Below are 16332 nucleotides of genomic sequence, written 5' to 3' on the forward strand. Positions count from 1 at the left end.
GACTATCAATATCCCCCTCCAAAACGGTAATTGATACCAATAGAAGCAAAATAAGGGCTACCGACCGAGAGCTCGCCATTAATGCCGATGTTTTCGGTAACATACCCACGCAATCCAAACAAAATCACTTGCACTTGAGGCATCACAAAACTTCCTCCTAAACGACTCCCAAGAAGCGAACGCCAAATACCTCCGCCACCAGCTTCTTTAAAAACTTCGTCTATTTTATCATCCAAAGCGCTCGAATTGACCTTTACTGACCAAATCCCGATTCCTAATCTGAAACCCGAATACATATCTACACGTCCGGCATTGCCGTAATGAAACAATGCTCTAGCGCCGAGAGTCACGCGGGAAACACCTAATTTGACGTTTCCGTAGTTTTGCTCACTCGACTTCAGGTCTTTCAAATCAAGGGTGGTCTTGTTGTAACTAATGGCCCCACCAATCGAAAACCAATGATTGACGCCATAATCGTAAGCAACATTGAGTTGGGGAAAATTGCTTGCACTACCCGAAGAGAATGAAAATGTAGTATCGGACGATTCTTGCGAAGAAGTGATAGTACCTCTAAACGGCGAAAAAAGGCTCACCCCCGACTGCACACTCACCACATGAGGATAGTCTTCGTTTTGAGCGATGGCTACTAAACCATAAAAAGTTAAAAATAAAAAGGCAAACGTTTTTTTCATAACTACTCAATTTGTGAATGAAAACATAAAGGGCACAAAACTAATAGAAAATATTGGCTCTTGGTCAGGAAGCCGACATTCGGTATCGTCACAGATGCGGACTTTTGTTGAGTTTTTAAAATTTAACAAATAGACATTATGAAACGACTTGTTTTTATTTTCTGCCTCTCCGTATGGACTTTGGTAAGCCTAAAAGCGCAAAAATCCGAAATCTTTGTGAAAGATAGCATTGCCATCAACGGCTATGATGCAGTGGCTTATTTTAAGCAATCAGCTCCCGTAAAAGGACAACCACAATTTACTTATCTGTGGAAAGGAGGCAAGTGGCTTTTTTCGAGTGCAGAAAACATGAATGATTTCAAAGCCAATCCCGAAAAATATGCTCCTCAATACGGCGGCTATTGTGCTTATGGTACCGCCGATGGTCACAAAGCCCCCACTGACCCTGAAGCATGGACAGTATTGGACGGCAAGTTGTATCTCAATTATAACAAGAAGGTATTTGGATTATGGCAAAAAGACCGTGCAAACTTTATCATAAAAGCCGACAAAAACTGGCCCACTGTCAAAACCCAAGAATAAGCGTGGCATGGGAGTTGAAGTCATTCAACCTTCTAAAAAGGTCACTCAATCACAATGATTTGGCAATCAGCCTGCCTTACTTTATATTGGGGTTGTGATAAAATCAAACCATACTGACCATCTTTCGTTACGCCAAAAGGCTCAATTAGCATTGAACATATCGGTGATTTATTTTCCACTGCGCCTATATGTCAATATCCATGATTTAGAGCAAGTCTCATGGATACTCCGAATGCCTCTATGGACGATGGAATTTAGTGTTATTTTTCTATTTTTTTATCTGTGGATTATCGTAATCGAATGGGTTCAGCAACAGCTATTTGGGTGGTTTGGGCGTAATTTTCTTCTTGATTTAAAGACTCCCACCCAAATAGCTACTTTTTTGATGGCATGTGGCTTGGCTGTATTGTTCAATATTGTTTTTAGGATACTATGGACTACCTCCGAAGCCGCCCTTGAAAAGCAGTTTGGTATTATACAAAAACAATCTATCGAAAATACACTATCTCATTTTTATACCCGAGACCAAAAAAGAAAGTCCAACAATGGACTAACGTTTATGGCTTTGCTCTCGGCGTTTTACTTTACCTCAAATCGCCGTACCTATCGCCAACTTCAAAATATCCAAATCGAAGCCGAACGCCTCGAAAAAGAAAATATTCGCGCCCAATTTTCGGCACTAAAAAATCAGGTAAGCCCGCATTTTTTATTTAATAACTTCAGTATTTTATCTTCATTAATTGAAACCAATTCAGATTTGTCAGTAACTTTTGTCAATCGCCTTTCAAAAGCTTATCGTTATATTTTAGAACAAAACGAACATGAATACATTAGCTTAAAATCAGAACTTGATTTTATTGAAATTTACGTTTTTTTGCTTCTTACACGTTTCGATAAAAAACTCCAAGTCAATATCTCTATCTCAACCGAAGAAGCCACTCAATGCTATATTGCTCCTTTGACGCTACAGTTGCTGATTGAAAATGCCGTAAAGCACAATCGAATGTCGGAAATGATGCCTCTAGTAGTCGATATTTTTTTAGAAAAGGGCTATATCGTAGTCAAAAACCCTCTACAGCTCAGGCTACAGCCCGAAACCTCCACGGGGGTAGGATTACACAATATTGTCAATCGGTATAAACTATTAACCTCATTCCCGGTTATGATTGAAAAAACAGAAAGTTTTTTTGAAGTACGTATCCCCTTACTCTCATGAATGTATTGATTGTAGAAGACGAAAAACTCACAGCCTCTCGCTTAGAAAATCTACTACTCAAATACGACTCCTCGATCAGAGTTTTAGCAATACTTCCCTCTGTTATAGAAACTGTGAGTTGGTTTAGGAATACCGCCAATCCAAAACCAGACCTGATCTTTTTGGACATCCATCTCGAAGACGACCTTGGTTTTCGAATCATCGAAATTTTGAACCTGACTACTCCTATTATATTCACTACTGCCTTCAACGAATACATGCTGAAGGCATTTAAAGTAAACAGCATAGACTATTTGCTCAAGCCCATTGATGCCGACGAACTAGCCGCCGCTTTACAGAAGTTTGAACGAATATGGGGAAGTGTTACTACTCCTACTCCTCGTTTCAACGAAATGCTGGAGTTTTTCGAAAAAAACGCTTCTCCTACCTACAGAGACCGCTTCATGGTCACAGTAGGTACAAAACTGCTCATCATCAAAACGACAGAAATAGCTTATTTTCAATTTGAAGACAAAGGCACTTTCCTCATCACTCATTCAGGTCAACGCTTCGCTCTTGATTATAGCCTCGATAAACTCATGCAGCTCCTAGACCCTCATGCGTTTTTTAGAATTAATCGTTCGTTTTTGATTGCTTTATCTAGCATAAAACTTGTGCATATGTACACCGGAAGTAAACTAAAAATAGAGCTAGTCCCTCCATGTAAGCATGAAGTTTTTGTGAGTGGCGACCGAATCAGCAGCTTTAAAGAATGGCTCGGCAAATAATCAAACACATCCCCATTCAACCCTCAAATATCCCGATTTAGCTACTAAAAGAGGTCATTTGTATTTTTTTGTTTCTCTATCTCACTCTGATTATCTACTTTTAAGGCACTCAACCACCCATTTTAGTTTTTCTATGCTTCTGTAAGTCTAGCCAAAATTATTTGGTGGTTGTTTCATCATCTTTACTAAAAGACATTATCCTAGCTGATATATATTCAGGATTTAGTCCTGCATTCAAAGATTTTTTTTAGATAAATTAAGTGAGTAAAGCCACGCGGGAAGCAATGCCTCCCGCGTGCTTCATTTTCAGGGACCGTCACTCAGGCTAACCCCAAAATAAATCGACATTGGATATATCATAAAGTCGATGTATGTTTGACACCATACTTACTCAACTCATATATCCATGAAATATATTTTATTTTTAACATTTGTTTTGTTTTTGGGGGGTTGTACTTTCAACGAAAAACAAGATGCAACTATCTCTAGTACAGATTTCAAAAAACTTGACACTACACTCTCATTTGCGGGATATTGGTTGAGCGAAAGTTATCTCAAAGATATTCAGCAACATAAATCTCCTCAAAAATCTCAAGAAGGGAGTGAAGATTGCATGGTCATCATTCCTGAGCGGACTCTTCAACCTACTTCTCTGATTTGGAATTTCCATGAAGGCAGCCCCGAAATGAGAGTAGTCAAAAATGGCAATCAATACCAGCTTTATGAATCCATTGAAGATTCGCTTACGCAGTTGTACAACAACATTAAAATTCTATCTCCTACCAAAATCAGCATTGGCGAAAAAGACTTTGTCAAAATCACCCCTCATATAAACCCTGACGAAGCCGGCAATCCACTTATTTTGGAAGAAATACTCTTTAAAGGTACTTATACCCTACCCGACGGCCAAAAAGTAATATTTAAAAACAATGGGCAAGTGAGTGGCTTAGAAGATTATCAATTTTATGAAGCGGCTATCGACTACATAGGTCCGGGTATGCAAGTAGATCAACTCAGCCTAAGTGCTACTAAAGACAAAAAAAACTGGATGGGCTTTCAATTTCAAGGCGATACTTTATTGGTTTTCAATCTTAAGTGTGTTGAATACGACAAAGCCAACGAAACCTGCGGGTGGGTAGATTTTGGCGAGTTGAAATACACTTTGGTCAAACAAAAGTAAAACTACTTTCATCAAAAAAGCGGCTAAAAAGCCGCTTTTTTGATGAAAATAAATACTTATGCGTCCAAAAATCAAAGGCTCTTTTTCTTCAATTGATCTACTGCAAAAGCTGCCGCACGAGCCGTGAGCGCCATATAAGTCAATGAAGGATTGACACAAGAGGCTGAAGTCATCGCAGCGCCATCGGTCATAAAGACGTTTTTGCAAGTATGAACTTGGTTATGGGCATTGAGTACCGACGTTTGGGGATCTTTTCCCATGCGGGCTGTTCCCATTTCGTGAATACCAATTCCTAGATTAGCCTTCGTATTGTCGTAAGTGCTGATATTTTTGATACCCGCAGCTTCGAGCATTTCGGCGGCGTCGTTTTTCATATCTACGCGCATTTTGAGCTCATTCTGGCCATAAGCTGCATCAAATACCACAATAGGCATTCCCCATTTGTCTTTTTTGGTAGGGTGCAATGTAAAGCGGTTGTTTTCATTAGGCAATACCTCCCCAAAACCTCCGATACCCATTGTCCAACCACCTACTTGACTCATTTCTTCTTTGAAAGAGGCACCGAAGCCTTCCATACCAGTACCACGTCCCCAGCCTGAGCGACCTGCACCTCCTTGATACCCAAATCCACGGACATAGTCACGCTTGTCTTTGCCCCAATTGCGATAACGTGGGATATACACACCATTGGGACGACGGCCAAAATAATACTGGTCATTAAATCCTTCAAATGTTCCTGAAGCTCCTACGCCTAAGTGGTGATCCATAATATTGCGGCCTAGTTGGTCGCTATCATTGCCAAGGCCATTGGGAAAACGGCTCGATTTGGAATTCATTAGAATAGAAGCCGAAGGAATCGCCGACGCATTTAGGAAGATGATTTTGGCATAATATTCTTTGACTTCGAGGGTATTTTGATCGATAGTACGCACACCTGTGGCTCTACCTTTTTTCTCATCATAAATTACCTCTGATACTATTTTATCATTGACCAAAGTCAGGCGCTTGGTTTTCATCGCCGCTGGCAGGGTAGCTGCCTGCGTACTAAAATACGCTCCAAATGGGCATCCTCGCATACACATATTACGGTATTGGCAAGAAGCACGTCCCAGAGCTGTATGAACACCTTGGGGTTTGGTAAGGTGAGCCACTCGACCTACGGTAATCACCCGCCCCATTTTTTTCATTACTTCCGATTTTACGTGTTTTTCAACACAATTAAGCTCCATCGGAGGAAGGAATTGGCCATCAGGCAATACCGAAAGTCCATCTTTAGAACCGCTAATTCCGGCAAAACGCTCTACATAATCGTACCACGGGGCTAGGTCTTTGTAGCGAATTGGCCAATCGATAGAAATCCCTTCCTTGGCATTGGCCATGAAGTCTTCTTCATTCCAACGATAACTCTGGCGTCCCCACAAAAGAGAACGACCTCCCGTATGATACGCTCGAATCCAGTCAAAAGGGCGGGTTTCGAGATAAGGGTTTTTGCTATCGTTTTCAAACAAATAACGGTGTTCTTCATTGACAGTATAGCCAGTCCGAATCCCTGCCCAATACTCCTCTGCGGCCTGAATCGTAGGACGCCCACGGTGCGCAAACTCCCACGGAGCTTTCATGGCTGTTTCGTAGCCTTCTACGTGCTTGATGTCTCGTCCGCGCTCCAAACACAACACTTTCAAGCCTCTTTCTGTCAATTCTTTGGCTGCCCATCCGCCACTTATGCCTGAACCTACCACTATAGCATCGTAGGTCAGTTCTTTTTGAGCATCAATATTTAGATACATCTTAGGTTAATTGGTTAATGTTTTTGTCAAAATCTACCTATTTTACAAAGCATATGCTTTTTGACCCGGTTTGAGCGGAATACACCCTTCGTATTTTCCCGGAATAGGTACATAATCAAGTGCTTGTGTAGCACCTTTTTCAGAAGTAAAATACCCAAACAAGGTCAATTCTTTTATCAAACGCCAGAAAGGCGTGCCTTTGATTTTTTTAGAATCTACTACTTCTTTGTCTACATTATCACCTACTTTGACTTGCTGCACGTTGGCATTTTTCATCATTTCGATGGTCTCTTTTTCTACTTGCTTCAAGATAGCCACTTGCTCCGCCGAAGTAGTATCTAAGAATTTTTTGCCATGAGCTTTGGTAGCTTTTTCGTCCAAATCGGCCAAGCCTTCCAAAAAATTTTGCTGCTCTTGCGCACGATAACAATCTTTTAGCATTAGCTCGATAAAAGGACCAACTTCGGCGTCTTTGGCTCCAGGAGTAGAGGTACGGGGAATAATGTGCTCTGCTACTTCTGCCACTAAAGCGCGTTGAGCAGAAGTAAGGCTGAAATCAGCACCCATTTTGGGGGAAAGATTCGGCTCTGCACCAAAAGCCATTAAAGACGGGGCAGAAAGAGTCCCACCCATCAAAAGGGCTACTCTCGACAATGCTTCTCTGCGGTTCATGTTCATAGGATAGTCTTTGTAATTTTATTGGGGAGATGTAAAAATACGTTAGAATTATACAATTTTTACTTTTGCCTAACGGTTTTTTAGCACAAATCGTATAAAAACCATAATACATAATCTATCCTGTAAAATAACCTTCTGACAATCAAAGCGTTCTTAAGCATTATTTAGACTCCCTCATTCTCTCCAAAAAAGCCATGAGTAAAATCTCCCTCTTAAATAAAAAGTTTTCCCTTTAAATAAAAGCTACTCTCTTCTTAGCAAAATATATAATACCTTTCTTGTCCAAAACTTCGAAACCATGAAATTATATTTTACTGTATGCTTAGTGTCATTGCAATTTTGCTCATGGGCTCAGACCAATTTCACTGAACAAAAACCTCGCAAAGGCACTCCGCAGGAACTACCTTCCTCTCTCAAAAATACCACACAAATTGACGGACAACGCGCCCTAAAAAAATCGGCACGGGTAGCTTCTGTTTCGCCACGACCGCTATTGGCTAAGGTCGTAAGAGACTCCTCTGGGGTGGCTGTTTTTATCGAATATCGTCAAGCTATCAATACAAATACCAAAGGAAGAGCCGCACTCTCTTTGGCTGCTCTTGGGTATGTTTCACAACTAAAGCCACTGCTCCAGCTACAGCGCCCTGAAGAAGAATTGGACATAACTACTATCGAAGAAGATGAATTAAAACAGACCCATATCCGTCTCCAACAGCATCACCAAGGTGTACCCGTCTACGGTGGGGAGCTGATTCTTCATCTTCAAAACAACCAGTTTACGAGTATAAATGGACAACATTTCAAATCACCTATTTTAAGTAAAATCACCCCTACTCTCTCTCTACAAGATGCGACTCAGTATGCCCTTGCCGACCTAAAACAAGAAACAATTGTACGAGAACTAAGTAAAGGCGAATTGAGCATTTTGAAAAAACAAATCGCTGAAACCGAGCTGGTAGTTTACCATCCCGAAACCTCCCCTCAAGTGGCTCATTTGGCTTGGCACATGGTAGTTCGCCCCAACTTTATCGAACGTTGGAACTATTTTGTGGATGCCCATACGGGCGAAATACTCTCCAAAACCAACCATACATGTGCTTTGGATGGCCCTGTCAAGGCTACGGCTCGTGACTTGAATGGGGTAAATCAAACAGTCAATGCTTATTTGAAAGGTACCACTTATTTTTTGTTGGATGCGACTAAGCCTATGTTCAACAATAGCCTCTCTAAAATCCCCGATGACCCTATTGGAGGCATCTGGACAGTAGACGCTCGCAACTCAAAAGCTGACGATATCTCACTTTGGCAAGTTACTTCCTCCAACAATACTTGGTCGCCTCTGGCGGTATCGGCTCATCACAATGCTGGCATAGCTTACAATTATTTCAATCAAGTTCACAAACGAAACTCGCTCGATGGCAAAGGCGGCACGGTGATTTCGGTCATTAATATGCGTGACGAAGACGGCAAAGACATGGACAATGCCTTCTGGAATGGCGGCATCATGGCCTACGGCAATGGCTCGACCGCTTTTAGTCCCCTAGCCGGTGGACTCGACGTAGCCGCTCACGAGATGACCCACGGTGTCATTGAAAATACCGCCAAATTAGAATATCAAGGTCAGTCAGGTGCTATTAATGAATCAATAGCCGATATATTTGGCGTATTGGTAGACCGTACCAATTGGACAATCGGCGAATCGGTAGTCAAAAAAAGTAGCTTCCCTTCTGGTGCTTTGCGCGATTTATCAAACCCCAATCAGAGTGGTATCAACACCAACGGCTATCAGCCTCGCAACATGAGTCAGTACGTAAATACAACCAAAGACAACGGTGGCGTACATATTAATAGCGGTATTCCTAATCACGCGTTTTTTCTGTTTGCCAACAGTGCCAACGTGGGCAAAGACAAAGCAGAAAAAGTGTATTTCCGAGCAATGACCACTTATCTCACCCGATTTTCCAAATTCATTGATTTAAGAATAGCCGTCATCAAAGCCACTACTGACCTTTTTGGAGCAAACTCCTCGGAAACAACTGCCGCCCGCAATGCCTTTGATCAAGTGGGGATTACCGAATCCAATACCCAAACACCACAGAAACCCACTACTTTACCCACCAACACTGGCCAAGACTTCTTGCTTGTGTATGGTTCTGATCAAAAATTATATTCGACTTCAACCACTGGCGGAAATATCACCGTAAAATCAACCCGCCCTATCATCAATCGCCCTAGCGTAACCGACGACGGAAAATATGCCTACGTGGTCAACAACGACCGCCGTATACGCGCCATTAGCTTAACCGGAACAGCCGAAGAATCATTGATTTCGGACGAAACTATCTGGAACAAAGTCGCCATCTCGAAAGATGGACGCAAACTTGCCGCTCTCACCAACCAAGCCGACAAGACGATTTATGTTTATAGTTTTGACCTCAAAAAATGGGTCAGATTCAAACTCTACAATCCTACCTATACCAGTGGTGTAAGTACGGGGGATGTCCAGTATGCTGATGGTTTGGAATGGGATGCCTCCGGCGAATACCTCGTTTATGATGCATTCAATCAACTCAATACTTCCAACGCCACCTCTATCAATTACTGGGATGTGGGTTTTATTAGGGTTTGGGACGCAGTCAAACAAGATTTTGCCGATGGCAACATCCAAAAACTGTTCAATAACCTAGATGCGGGAGAGAGCATCGGTAATCCTGCTTTCGCCAAAAACTCAACGGCTATTTTGGCCTTCGATTATATATATGAACCCAGTAATGAGTACGGTATTTTAGGCGTGGATTTAGAAAAAGGTAATGTCAATGCCATTGCCAACAACAATACCATCGGCTACCCTGACTACTCTCGACTTGATGACCGAGTGGTATTTACTACTAAAGGAAGTGGAACTACGCAAACAGTAGCCGTAGCAGGTGTAGAAGCGGACAAAATTACGGGTAAAACCAGCCCTACAACAATCCTCAACAATGCCACTTGGCCGCTTTGGGTGTCACAAGGTACTCGCCAATTGCCCACAATCAATTTTACGGCGATTGCCGATAAATTTGAATATGAAGGTCCCTTTGATCTTCGCGCTACAGCTTCCAACGGCGACGCTGTATCTTTTGTGGTGGTTTCTGGGCCCGCTCAAATCAATGGAAATAAGCTAACTATGACTGGGGCAGGTACCGTAACAATCAAAGCTTATACCAATCCTGAGCGTCCTTTCTATCCTATTGCTACGGCAGAGCGGTCATTTAAAGTGATACCTGTTTTGAGCGCCCCGATTACCACTACGGAGGCTTTAGAAGTATATCCTAATCCCGCCGTGGATGAGGTGCGAATCAAACTCCCCTCCAAGCTTCAAGCTCACTCTTTACGATTGATTGATATCAACGGAAAAGTGCTCTTACCACAATCTTATCAGGTACCTTTTCAGGAGACCAACCTCAATTTAAAGCACTTAAATACGGGGACTTACATCCTTTCTATTGAGACAAACGAAGGAGTTTTACAACAAAAAATCGTCAAGCAATAGAGAAATAGCCACAACTTAGATGGGTCATTATACCATAATAGATCTTCCAAGTTTCAGAAACTTGGAAGGCCTATTATGCTTTTACCTTTCATCCAACAATCGGCGATGATAATTTACTTGCCCTAGGTGATACGCCAAATGTGCTACCAAATGAGTAAGGAAATATCCAGTTGAAGTTTTTTTATCAAAGACCAAAATCGGATACTCTTCTTCAAAATCCTCTGTCGATAATCTTGGAAGAGTTTCTTTAATCACCTGAATAATATCATCAATATCTTTGAGTAGTTTGGTTCTTGGCACATTCTTGTCACTAAACTCCAAAGGTCGGTTGCGTACATAGCCCGTTTTGCCTATTCCGGCCCCGATATAAGTATTCAAATTTCCAATCAGATGCAATACCAAGTTGCCCGCCGAATTGGCGATATTGCCTTCTACTTTCCAGATATTTTCTTCAGATTGATAAGCCCAAAGCTCCTCTTTGAGCTCGTTTAGGTCTCTTTCAAAAAGGGTGATTAAAGTTTGGGTCATCATCATGATTGTGTATCTCTTTTTCTTTTAAAATACAAAAAAGCCAAGCCTCCTAATCCCAAAAAGAATAATCCCGCCAAAGCTTGTTCGGGCTTTTCAATGAGGGTATTGACCACCACAAATGCCGATAAACCCATGAAAATCAAAGGTGTAACAGGATAAGCTAAGGTGCTATAATTGCGCGCTAACCCTTGTTTCCTAAATTTAAAAATGGTAGCCGCCGTCAGGAAGAAAAAAGCAGTATCCACAAACACTACATAAGTGATAAGATTGGAGAATGTTTTCCAAAAAACAAGCAGCAGGATTGTCCAAAAAGACTGGAAAATAATTGCCCAAAAAGGAGTCTGATAACGCGGATGAATCTCGGCAAATTGTTTAAAAAACAGGCCATCTTGGGCCATAGCAAAGTAAATACGGGGTGCCGTCAGAATATAAATACCAATCGTACCCAAGACCGACAATACAATCAAAAAAGAAATAAACTTCGCGCCCCATCCCCATACACTTCCTACTGCTTCGGAAGCTACGCCTTTTGAAGCAGCGATTTGTTCGATAGGAATGAGTTTCAAATAAGCAAAATTGACACTCAAATACGCCAAACACACAATTCCGATTCCCAACAGCATGGCACGTGGTACTAGCCGATTGGCATCTTTGACCTCCGCCGCAATAAAAGTGGCATGTTGATAACCACCATACGAAAACGCCACCCCAATCAACGCCAAACCAAAAGACGATACCAGCGGTAAATTTTCGGCATTGCTACTCCACGAAAAATCAGTAATATCCACCGCATTTACACCCGCTATGAGTCCTATCACTACCACCACTGCAATCCCTATCAGTTTGGCCAAGGTAAAAACTGACGCAAATACCCCTCCCCACTTCACTCCCAGTACATTCATGAGGGTCAACAAAGCAATAGTGCCAACGGCCACCACAAGCTGTATGGACTCAGACATGGGAATCAGCTCATTGAGGTAAGAAGTAAAAACCAAAGTAAGTGCTGCCAAAGAGCCTGTGTTAATAACCAATAACATCGACCAACTGTATAAAAAAGCGGGAAGCTCGCCAAAAGCTTCCTTCAAAAACACATAAAACCCACCCGCTTTTGGAAAAATAGAAGCAATCTCTGCGAAGGTCAAAGCACCACACAAAGCCACCAAACCGCCTGCCACCCACACCGCAAGCATCCATCCTGTAGTGGGCAAATAGCCCGCAATCTCCGAAGGCGTCCGGAATATCCCTGAGCCAATGCTCGACCCCACAGCAATCATCGTAAGGCTAAAAAGAGTAATTTGTTTTTTAAGTTGATCCGACATGAAGAAAGGTAAATTAAAAAGGGAAGGTAGTTAGGTTTGTTGCTTTTGGGGGCGGAAAAAGTATTATCCAAAACAAGGGTTTTAGAGTAGTCCTTCATCCATAAAACTAAAATAGCCAGTATCCGCAAATATCAAATGGTCTAACACTGGAATATCAAGCAGCTTGCCCGCAGCACATATACGCCTTGTAAGGTCTTTGTCGGCCTCACTAGGGCGTAGATTGCCCGAGGGGTGATTATGAGCCAATATCATCCCACTCGCCAAATGCTCAATCGCTGCTTTAAAAATAATTTTAGAATCAGCCACTGTACCCGACACTCCCCCTTGGCTTATCTGCACGGGCCGAATGATTTCATTGGCGCGATTGAGGAGCAATACCCAAAACTCTTCGTGCGACAAATCCAGCAAATAAGGCCGAAGCTGCTCATAGCAATCTCTCGAACTTGTGATGCGAGGTTTACGTACTACTTCACTTTCTTTGCGACGGCGCCCCAATTCCAGCGCCGCCATTATCGTAATCCCTTTGGCTTCGCCAATGCCCCGTATTTTAGTTAAATCTTTGAGAGAAAGTTTAGCCAATTCGTTTAGGTTATTGCCTGCTTTTTGCAAAATTACTTTGGCCAAATCTACCGCCGACAACTCCACCGTACCCGACCCAATCAAAATCGCAATCAACTCTGCATCAGAAAGCGCCGCTTTGCCTTTCAACATCAATTTTTCGCGTGGGCGGTCTTCTTCGGCCCAGCTCAGGATTTTTCTAGAAGATAAGTAATCGTCGTTTGTCATGGTATCTCATAGATGTCGTTCGGGGTAAAAATACTAACTTGCTGCCGAAATCAAAGCAAATCATGCGCAAATACAGCATCATTATTCCTGTTTATAACCGTCCCGATGAGTTAGCTGAGCTACTGAATTGCCTAGCACAGCAGACTTTCAAAAACTTTGAGGTCATTATTGTAGAAGATGGTTCACGCATCAAATGCGACCAAGTAGTGACTTCTTTTGCAAAAACACTTGAAATTTATTATTTCTACAAGGAAAATGGCGGGCAAGGTTTTGCCAGAAATTATGGATTTGAACGCGCCAAAGGAGATTACTTCATTTTGCTGGATTCAGATGCTTTATTAGAATCCAACTACCTCCAAATCGTCGATACTCGACTCAACACTCAGTATGTAGACCTATACGGTGGCCCCGACACCGACCATCCAAGTTTTACCCCTATCCAAAAAGCTATCAGTTATTCGATGACATCTCTCTTTACAACGGGAGGAATCAGAGGTAAAAAAAACAATCTTGGTGGTACTTTTCATCCCAGAAGTTTCAACATGGGCCTATCGCGGGAGGTTTGGAAACGTACAGGTGGATTTCAAATCAGCCGCATGGGCGAAGATATCATTTTTAGCATCTCGGCTCTTACACTTGGTTTCAAGTCGGCGTTGATTCCAGAAGCTTTTATTTATCACAAACGCCGTACAGGATTTGGGGCTTTTTTTCGCCAATTGAAATTTTTCGGACGCGCCCGTATCAACATTGGTCGGTTTTATCCCAAAGAATTAAAACTAGTACACGCTTTTCCGTTGCTTTTCACCCTTGGCTGCGTGAGTATTCCTTTCCTAGGATTGATTCACCCTTGGCTTTTGTATGCTGGAATTGGCTTCTTGGCCTTGTATGTAAGCCTGCTTTATATAGATGCGACCCGCCAATCTGGCAGTGTGCAAGTAGGAGTCTTGAGTGTTTGTGCGGCCTTTGTACAATTGTTTGGCTACGGTATTGGTTTCTTGCAAGAAGGTATGCGACGACTCTTTGAACCCAAAACCCATCGCGAAACAGGCGCAGCCGTAGAATACCCCTCATAGGGATACTCTACGACTTAATATTCTCTATAAATCTAATACTGCCGAATACAAATCTATACCCGGAGCCCAATAATCTGACTCCTGCCCCACTAGTTTAAAGCCAAATTTTTCGTAAAAACCAAACGAATGTTGTGAGGTCTCGACCATGATGGTCTTAGCTTTTCCCGAAGCTTTGATTTTGTCAATACGATAAACCGCCAAGGCTTTCCCTACGCCAGTACCCTGAGAATCAGGATGTAAAAAAGCCCATGACAGGCCTCCTTGCTGATCAGACTCACGAATCCAGTAGCCACCGCCTCCCACAATCTGTCCATCAATCGCAGCTACTACATAGTCATCGCCAAATAAGTCTAAATATTCTAAGAAATCGCCGAGTTCTTCGGGGGCAAAATATTTTGGGGTATTCAACATAAAAATCTCTTCCAAAATAGTGCGGTCGCTCAACTCATAAGGGCGTATTACAATTTCCATGGTATATGCTTGAATCGTTCAATCAAAAAAAGACAAAAAAAGTGCCAACCTATGGCATTGACTTATTCTATTTCTATCACCACATCCTTTGAAAGAGGGTGCGCCACACAAGTGAGAATGTACCCAGCCGCCAATTCCGACTTAGTAAGCCCGTCGTCTTCATCCAAATGAACCTTTCCAGAGATACACTTACCCATACATGCCGTACACATTCCTGCTTGGCACGAATAGGGCAAATCTATATCCATCTCCAATGCAGCCTCCAACACTGTTTGATGAGGCTCTACCGTAAATTTATATTCGGATCCTTCGTACAACACGGTCACTTCTTGGGTCTTGAGACTGCCATCATCCTCTTGTTCGGTCACCTCTCCGTGGGTATGTGATGTGATAAAACTTTCTTTATGAATCAAATCAGGATTTACTTTCAAGATTGCTAAAGCACTCTTGGCTTCCTCCATCAGACCTTCAGGACCACATAGGTAATATTCGGCTTGATTTGGTTGTAAATCAGAGATTTCTTCCAAAAACTTCAGAATTTGGGATTGGTTCAAACGGCCCGCTGCTCCTTGCCATTCTCCCAACGGTTGGCTCAATATATGTTTTATTTCAAAACGCCCCGCAAATTGGGTTACTAATTCTTCCAATTTGTCCTTAAATATGATACTGTTTTCGTGGCGATTACCATACAATAAAATCACTCTGCTGTCGGCTTCCACTTTCAGAATAGACTTAGCCATCGAAATCAGCGGTGTAATACCACTACCCGCTCCTATCAATACTACCGTACGGGCATTGCGAGCATCAGGCTGCACCATAAAATGCCCCATGGGTTCCATTACTTCTATAAAATCTCCCTCTTTGATGTGGTCAATCAACCAATTAGAGACCAAGCCTCCGGGCACTCGCTTTACCGTTACGGCCGGAGCGGTATCCATATGAGGTGAACTACACATCGAATACGAACGCCTTACTTTTTGTCCTTCTGGACTCACAATCAACGTCAGAAACTGCCCCGGATGGTACTTAATCATTTCACTTAAAGGATGCCAAAACGAAATGGTAACTGCTTCTGGCGTTTCCTTGATTACTTCTTTTACCTTGAGATGATAATATTTGACAGACATGCTTTTGTAGATATATTCTCCTAAGTTTTCTAACCGACAAAGGTACGATTTGTTTTCTAACTCAGTCTCTCTTCCGAAAAAACCAAGCCAACTGACTCTCATAATGAAACTTTTGAAAGAAGGGTTTGGTTTTAAGGATAGCTATTTATTGAAACAAAACATCCGTTTATTCACTCATAGTTTTGAACACTATCAGCTATAAACATTAAAATATAACTCATCGCAATGGTAACGGTAACTGACAAAGCCAAAGACAAAATTTTGGAACTTCGCCAAGTAGAAGGCAAAACGGACGAAAACCATATTCGGGTAGGTGTGGTAGGTGGAGGGTGCTCAGGGTTGATGTACAACCTTGAGTTTGACAGTTCAAAACTACCCACTGATATGGAGTTTGAAGACAAAGGCATTAAAATCGTCGTTGACAAAAAAAGTATTCTTTATTTGGCAGGGACTGTATTAGACTTCTCAGACGGGCTCAATGGCAAAGGGTTTCAGTTTGTGAATCCCAACGCTACTCGTACATGTGGCTGTGGCGAAAGCTTCGCGGTATAGGTCTCCTGACAATATAATTGAAAGTGAAAAAAGAAAGCG

15 protein-coding genes are annotated in these 16332 nt (G+C 42.2%); 7 read left to right on the plus strand and 8 right to left on the minus strand.

Features of this window, described 5'->3' with window-relative positions; all coding sequences use genetic code 11:
- Nucleotides 1–5: 5 nt before the first annotated feature.
- On the minus strand, nucleotides 6–692 hold the full coding sequence (locus tag P1X15_RS08985) for a hypothetical protein (protein WP_277337814.1): 687 nt from the start codon (nucleotides 690–692) through the stop codon (nucleotides 6–8).
- A 138-nt stretch (nucleotides 693–830) separates the two neighbouring features.
- Here P1X15_RS08985 and P1X15_RS08990 point away from each other — a divergent pair, with 138 nt between their 5' ends.
- The 4 genes from P1X15_RS08990 to P1X15_RS09005 all read left to right on the plus strand — a co-directional run bounded on the left by P1X15_RS08990 (nucleotide 831) and on the right by P1X15_RS09005 (nucleotide 4437).
- On the plus strand, nucleotides 831–1274 hold the full coding sequence (locus P1X15_RS08990; protein WP_277337815.1) for a YHS domain-containing (seleno)protein: 444 nt from the start codon (nucleotides 831–833) through the stop codon (nucleotides 1272–1274).
- Nucleotides 1275–1368: 94 nt separating this feature from the next.
- Complete coding sequence (locus P1X15_RS08995) at nucleotides 1369–2490, plus strand: sensor histidine kinase (protein ID WP_277337816.1); 1122 nt, start codon at nucleotides 1369–1371, stop codon at nucleotides 2488–2490.
- Nucleotides 2487–3257 carry a LytTR family DNA-binding domain-containing protein gene (locus P1X15_RS09000; protein ID WP_277337817.1) on the plus strand — a complete coding sequence of 257 codons (771 nt, stop codon included), beginning with the start codon at nucleotides 2487–2489 and terminating at the stop codon, nucleotides 3255–3257. The genes P1X15_RS08995 and P1X15_RS09000 overlap by 4 nt, the downstream gene beginning before the upstream one ends.
- 406 nt (nucleotides 3258–3663) lie before the next feature.
- Nucleotides 3664–4437 (plus strand): hypothetical protein, encoded by a 774-nt coding sequence (locus P1X15_RS09005; protein ID WP_277337818.1) that lies wholly within the window; start codon nucleotides 3664–3666, stop codon nucleotides 4435–4437.
- A gap of 71 nt (nucleotides 4438–4508) precedes the next feature.
- On the opposite strand, the gene P1X15_RS09010 is transcribed toward P1X15_RS09005, so the two are convergent.
- On the minus strand, nucleotides 4509–6224 hold the full coding sequence (locus tag P1X15_RS09010) for a GMC oxidoreductase (RefSeq protein ID WP_277337819.1): 1716 nt from the start codon (nucleotides 6222–6224) through the stop codon (nucleotides 4509–4511).
- Nucleotides 6225–6266: 42 nt separating this feature from the next.
- The gene (locus tag P1X15_RS09015; RefSeq protein WP_277337820.1) at nucleotides 6267–6896 is read right to left on the minus strand and encodes a gluconate 2-dehydrogenase subunit 3 family protein; all 630 of its coding nucleotides are present in this window, start codon (nucleotides 6894–6896) and stop codon (nucleotides 6267–6269) included.
- A 304-nt stretch (nucleotides 6897–7200) separates the two neighbouring features.
- Here P1X15_RS09015 and P1X15_RS09020 point away from each other — a divergent pair, with 304 nt between their 5' ends.
- On the plus strand, nucleotides 7201–10434 hold the full coding sequence (locus tag P1X15_RS09020; protein ID WP_277337821.1) for a M4 family metallopeptidase: 3234 nt from the start codon (nucleotides 7201–7203) through the stop codon (nucleotides 10432–10434).
- A gap of 81 nt (nucleotides 10435–10515) precedes the next feature.
- Here P1X15_RS09020 and P1X15_RS09025 read toward each other — a convergent pair whose 3' ends face one another.
- The 3 genes from P1X15_RS09025 to radC all read right to left on the minus strand — a co-directional run bounded on the left by P1X15_RS09025 (nucleotide 10516) and on the right by radC (nucleotide 13070).
- Complete coding sequence (locus P1X15_RS09025; RefSeq protein ID WP_277338066.1) at nucleotides 10516–10965, minus strand: DinB family protein; 450 nt, start codon at nucleotides 10963–10965, stop codon at nucleotides 10516–10518.
- On the minus strand, nucleotides 10965–12284 hold the full coding sequence (locus tag P1X15_RS09030; RefSeq protein ID WP_277337822.1) for an APC family permease: 1320 nt from the start codon (nucleotides 12282–12284) through the stop codon (nucleotides 10965–10967). Before P1X15_RS09030 ends, P1X15_RS09025 begins: the two co-directional genes overlap by 1 nt.
- 81 nt (nucleotides 12285–12365) lie before the next feature.
- On the minus strand, nucleotides 12366–13070 hold the full coding sequence (gene radC / locus P1X15_RS09035) for a RadC family protein (protein WP_277337823.1): 705 nt from the start codon (nucleotides 13068–13070) through the stop codon (nucleotides 12366–12368).
- A gap of 62 nt (nucleotides 13071–13132) precedes the next feature.
- On the opposite strand from radC, the gene P1X15_RS09040 reads away from it, so the two are divergent.
- A complete protein-coding gene (locus P1X15_RS09040) occupies nucleotides 13133–14143 on the plus strand; it encodes a glycosyltransferase family 2 protein (RefSeq protein WP_277337824.1) in 1011 nt (336 codons plus the stop codon).
- A gap of 24 nt (nucleotides 14144–14167) precedes the next feature.
- Here the strand turns inward: P1X15_RS09040 and P1X15_RS09045 are convergent, their stop codons facing one another.
- Both P1X15_RS09045 and P1X15_RS09050 read right to left on the minus strand, forming a co-directional pair.
- Nucleotides 14168–14614, minus strand: coding sequence for a GNAT family N-acetyltransferase (locus tag P1X15_RS09045; RefSeq protein WP_277337825.1), 447 nt, complete (start codon nucleotides 14612–14614; stop codon nucleotides 14168–14170).
- Nucleotides 14615–14676: 62 nt separating this feature from the next.
- Nucleotides 14677–15741, minus strand: a complete 1065-nt coding sequence (locus P1X15_RS09050; protein WP_277337826.1) for a ferredoxin--NADP reductase — start codon at nucleotides 15739–15741, stop codon at nucleotides 14677–14679.
- A gap of 225 nt (nucleotides 15742–15966) precedes the next feature.
- On the opposite strand from P1X15_RS09050, the gene P1X15_RS09055 reads away from it, so the two are divergent.
- Nucleotides 15967–16293, plus strand: a complete 327-nt coding sequence (locus P1X15_RS09055) for an iron-sulfur cluster assembly accessory protein (protein ID WP_028666816.1) — start codon at nucleotides 15967–15969, stop codon at nucleotides 16291–16293.
- Nucleotides 16294–16332: the final 39 nt, after the last annotated feature.

The sequence above is a fragment of the Runella sp. MFBS21 genome (assembly GCF_029433105.1).
In the GTDB taxonomy this organism is placed as follows: Bacteria; Bacteroidota; Bacteroidia; order Cytophagales; family Spirosomataceae; genus Runella.